The 4,422-nt window shown below is 60.3% G+C and carries 6 protein-coding genes; 5 read left to right on the forward strand and 1 reads right to left on the reverse strand.

Translation table 11 applies throughout. The annotated features are described in order from the left end of the window. Positions 1 to 396, reverse strand: a 396-nt coding sequence (locus B3520_RS04865) for a DJ-1/PfpI family protein (protein ID WP_286875528.1), incomplete at its 3' end; no start/stop codon positions are given. Between the two features lie 161 nt (positions 397 to 557). Between B3520_RS04865 and B3520_RS04870 the strand changes: the two genes are divergently transcribed. The 5 genes from B3520_RS04870 to B3520_RS17495 all read left to right on the forward strand — a co-directional run. Continuing rightward, on the forward strand, positions 558 to 2,462 hold the full coding sequence (locus B3520_RS04870; protein WP_286805888.1) for a beta-ketoacyl synthase: 1,905 nt from the start codon (positions 558 to 560) through the stop codon (positions 2,460 to 2,462). Between the two features lie 195 nt (positions 2,463 to 2,657). Continuing rightward, positions 2,658 to 2,909: a 30S ribosomal protein S16 gene (gene rpsP, locus B3520_RS04875; RefSeq protein WP_024459907.1), complete on the forward strand. Its 252-nt coding sequence runs from the start codon at positions 2,658 to 2,660 to the stop codon at positions 2,907 to 2,909. Between the two features lie 17 nt (positions 2,910 to 2,926). After that, positions 2,927 to 3,481 (forward strand): ribosome maturation factor RimM, encoded by a 555-nt coding sequence (gene rimM, locus B3520_RS04880; protein ID WP_286805890.1) that lies wholly within the window; start codon positions 2,927 to 2,929, stop codon positions 3,479 to 3,481. Next, positions 3,478 to 4,293, forward strand: a complete 816-nt coding sequence (trmD, locus tag B3520_RS04885; protein WP_286805891.1) for a tRNA (guanosine(37)-N1)-methyltransferase TrmD — start codon at positions 3,478 to 3,480, stop codon at positions 4,291 to 4,293. The genes rimM and trmD overlap by 4 nt, the downstream gene beginning before the upstream one ends. Next, the coding region (locus tag B3520_RS17495; protein ID WP_414673874.1) for a 50S ribosomal protein L19 at positions 4,286 to 4,422 on the forward strand (137 nt) is incomplete at its 3' end. The genes trmD and B3520_RS17495, both read left to right, overlap by 8 nt.

Here is a 4,422-nt window from a genome sequence, read left to right on the forward strand (position 1 = left end):
CAGCCCCGCCTCGGCCAGAAAACAGCAGCCGGTGCCCACCGCGCTGATCAGGGCGCCGTTCTGATATTGCTCCCGGAGCCAGTCCAGCACCTGCGGTTGGCGCCGGATGATGGGACGCGGGTTGCGCCAGAAGCCGGGTACATAAACCAGATCGGGGGAGGGGGCATTCTCCAGGGCGTGGTCTGGCGTCCAGCGCAGGCCGGATCGGGTCGCGGCCGGCTCACCCTGGGCCGAGACCGTGCTCAATATCAGTCGGGTTCGCTGGCTGCCGCGGTCGCGCTGGTTGGCGCTCTCCGCCGTGAGCAGCATCTCCATGGGCAGGGTGGCGCTGGTAGCCAGCATGTTGTCGCTGAGCAGAAACGCTATCTGAATGGCTTCTCCGGCATTCTGGGGCATAAAACGGGCTCTCTGGTGTGATTTGGCCAAAATACCACAAGTTTTGGCGAAAACAACCATGACAATTGCCAGTCAGGGCAATACACTTTCCAGCTGTCCAGACCTCGTGTGCCCGCCGTCTGTGGACCCGTCGAGGTTGTTGAATTCAATGGGAGTCAACTATGTCATCACTGCCGGTTATTGTGGGATTTGGTGGTTTTAATGCCGCCGGTCGAAGCTCGGGTCATCATGCCTATCGGCGAATGATCATCGAAAGCTTGCCCACACAAGAGCGGCAGGAGACCCTGGCCGGCCTGGCGGTGCTGATGGGGCTGGTGACTTTCGAAGACAATGCTTATCGGGACGCGGATGACCGCCCCTATGAGCTGGCCGAGATTGAGCGCCAGTTCGGCCCGGCGATTCTGGAGGGCACGCTGATTCGCCGCATCGACCCGGCGCTTTTTGATGTGGATGCCGCGCACTGGCAGAAAAGTGCCAGCCTCAGTGGTAGCGAGGCGCCCATGAGTTTTGAATTGTCCGAGCGCGACCTGCCCGAACCGCTGCCTTCCGACTGGCAGGTTCAAACGCTGGATGATCGGCGCGTCAAAGTCACGCTGACTGGAACACTGGATGTAAAATGGGACAGCTTCCGGGCCCTGCCGGTCAAGTCCGCCGGGCAACTGCCCAAGGGGTTCGATCCCGGCACTCTGTATAACTCCCGCTTTCATCCCCGAGCGTTGCAGTTGACCGTCATTGGTGCCTCTGATGCGATCCAGTCGGTGGGTGTGCCCTGGGCTGACATTGCCAATGCGGTGCGTCCGGACCAGGTGAGTGTATATGCCAGCAATGTCATGAGTCAGATGGACGAGGCGGGCTTTGGCGGTTTGCTGCAGGCGCGCCTGAAGGGCGGTCGGGTCAGTACCAAGCAGTGCCCACTGGGTCTGAACAGCATGCCGGCGGATTTCGTCAACGCCTACATTATCGGCAGCGTCGGTCAGACCGGGGCCATTGCCGGCGCTTGTGCCTCATTTTTGTATAACCTGCGCGCGGCGGTGGAAGACATTACCGCCGGGCGCTGCCGGGTCGCGGTGGTGGGTAACGCCGAGGCGCCGATCACCCCGGAAATCATCGATGGTTATGCCACCATGGGTGCTTTGGCCGCCGAAGACAAACTGAAGAAAATCGACGGTGCCGACGAGACCGACCCTCGTCGGACCAGTCGGCCGTTCGGGGAAAACTGCGGTTTCACCATTGCCGAGTCCAGCCAGTATGTGGTGCTCATGGATGATGCGCTGGCGCTTGAGCTTGGAGCCGATATTCACGGTGCGGTCAATGACGTGTTCATCAATGCGGACGGTTTCAAAAAGTCGATTTCCGCACCGGGGCCGGGTAACTACATCACCATGGCCAAAGCGGTCGCCTCCGCGCGCGCCATTCTGGGTGATGAGTCGATCCAGAAGCGCTCCATGATTCAGGCCCACGGCTCCAGCACCCCCCAGAATCGGGTGACCGAATCCGAGATCTTTCATCGGGTGGCCGAGGTGTTCGGTATTACCGACTGGCCGGTCACCGCGGTCAAGGCCTATGTGGGCCACACCCTGTCCGCCGCCAGCGGCGAGCAGTTGATCAACAGCCTCGGTGTGTTCCGTTATGGCTTTGTGCCGGGCATCAAGACCATCGACAAGGTGGCGGATGACGTGTTTTCCGAACGCCTGACCATTCCGCTGGAGGACCTGGATCGCCGGGAAAATCCGCTGGATGTGGCGTTCCTGAACTCCAAAGGGTTTGGTGGCAACAATGCCACCGCCAGCGTGCTGGCCCCCCGGGTGGTGGAGCCGATGCTGCGCCGGCGCTACGGTGACTCGGCGTTTGAGGCTTACGCGGCGCGTCGGGAGTCGGTCCGGGAGCGGGCCGGGGTCTATGATAGCCAGGCGCTCAAGGGGCAGTTCGATACCCTGTACCACTTTGGCCAGAACATGATCGATGAGAGCGAAATCGAGCTGGGCAGCCGGGAGTTGCGCCTGCCGGGCATGGCGCAGAGTATCGATCTGGACCTCCCCAATCGCTACACCGATATGACCGACTGACCGCCCGGGCGTCTGCCGGTCGGCCACAAGCGGCTGGCCGGCACGCAAATTGGCCGATCTTTGTCCATATCGGCCTATACAAAGCCGATTCTTTCCCTTAAAATACCGCGCCTTTCGCACCCTGTGTGTGATTGGGTCTTTTCACCGGGTGTCGGTAAGTGCCGGCCCCAATTGGAAAATATAGGAAAATCCTCAATGGTAACTATTCGTCTGTCACGTGGCGGCTCCAAAAAGCGTCCTTTTTACCACCTGTCCGTAACCGACAGCCGCAGCGCCCGTAACGGCCGTTACATCGAACGCGTTGGTTTCTTCAACCCGATCGCCCGCGGTCAGGAAGAGCGCCTGCGTATCGACAATGAGCGTGTCGAGTACTGGGTAGGCCAAGGCGCACAGCTGAGCGAGCGCGTAGCCAGCCTGCTGAAAGAGCAGAAGAAGCAAGCCGCCTAAGCGAGGCGCGCTTGACTATGGCTGACGCCCGAACCCGCAACAAGGGGTCAAACCTGATTGACGTCGGGCGTATTACCGCCGTATTTGGTATTCAGGGGTGGGTGAAAATTCACTCCTACACCGAGCCGCAGGAGAACCTGTTTGGCTACGGCCCCTGGTGGTTGAAAACCGCCCGGGGAGTAAAACCGGTAGAAATCGATGACAGTCGACCTCACGGCAAAGGGTTTGTTGCGCACATCAAGGGTGTCGACGACCGCGATGAGGCCGCCCTCTACACCGGGGTGACCATTGCCGTGGAAAAACAGCTGCTCCCGGAGCTGGAAGGGGACGACTATTACTGGCATCAGTTGCAGGGCCTTCGGGTCGTCAGCCACTGGGGCGGTCAGGAGTACGATCTGGGTACCGTGACACGCTTGCTGGAGACTGGCGCCAACGATGTGTTGGTGGTGCAGGGTGATGCCCAGAGTATCGACCAGAGCGAGCGATTGATTCCCTATGTGCCCGAACAGTATGTGCGCCGGGTTGACCTGGCGGCAGAGTGTATCGAGGTGGACTGGGACCCGGAGTTTTGAGCGAAGCGCCCGAAACACAGCCGGTACGACTGGCGGTGGTCAGTCTGTTTCCGGACATGATGCAGGCGGTGACCGGCTACGGTGTGACCGGTCGGGCCGTCAAGCAGGGGCTGATCGACGTGCAGTGCTGGAACCCCCGGGAGTTTACTCGGGATAAGCACCGCACGGTAGACGATCGACCCTACGGTGGCGGTCCCGGCATGGTGATGATGGTGGAGCCTCTGCGCGACGCTATCGCGGCCGCCCAGGCCTGGGCCGGGGAGGACGCACCGGTGATTTATCTGTCGCCTCAGGGGCGGCCGCTGGATCAGTCTGGCGTAGAAACCCTGGCCAGTTATGGCCCGATGGTGCTGGTGGCGGGACGCTATGAAGGGATTGATGAGCGTTTGCTGAAGACGGTGGTCGATCAGGAGTGGTCCATCGGGGATTACGTTCTGAGTGGCGGTGAGTTGCCCGCCATGGTGGTAATTGATGCCGTGACCCGGCTGATTCCAGGCGCTTTGGGGCACGCTCAGTCGGCAGAGCAGGATTCCTTCACGGAGGGGTTGCTGGACTGCCCACACTACACCCGCCCGGAAAATTTTGAAGGGCATGAGGTCCCGGAAGTGCTACTGTCCGGTGACCACGAAAGAATTCGGCGCTGGCGCCTGAAACAGGCGCTGGGGCGGACCTGGCAGAAACGGCCAGACTTGCTTGAAGCAATTAACCTAACCGAGGAACAGCATGCGCTGTTGACGGACTTTCGTCGGGACCTTGAAGCACTTAACTCTAGCTGTGAAGCTACAGACTCTCAGGAGACTAGGCATGACTAACAAGATCATTCAGGCGCTCGACGCCGAACAGATGAAACAGGATGTACCGGAATTCGCCCCGGGCGATACCGTTGTGGTACAGGTAAAGGTAACCGAAGGTAACCGCGAGCGTCTGCAGGCGTTTGAAGG

Source organism: Marinimicrobium sp. UBA4509 (assembly GCF_002388575.1).
GTDB classification, from domain to species: domain Bacteria; phylum Pseudomonadota; class Gammaproteobacteria; order Pseudomonadales; family Cellvibrionaceae; genus Marinimicrobium; species Marinimicrobium koreense.

Coding starts and splice junctions, on each gene's coding strand:
- B3520_RS04870 (WP_286805888.1), top strand. CDS start 558: ATGTCATCACTGCCGGTTATTGTGGGATTTGGTGGTTTTAATGCCGCC.
- rpsP (WP_024459907.1), top strand. CDS start 2,658: ATGGTAACTATTCGTCTGTCACGTGGCGGCTCCAAAAAGCGTCCTTTT.
- rimM (WP_286805890.1), top strand. CDS start 2,927: ATGGCTGACGCCCGAACCCGCAACAAGGGGTCAAACCTGATTGACGTC.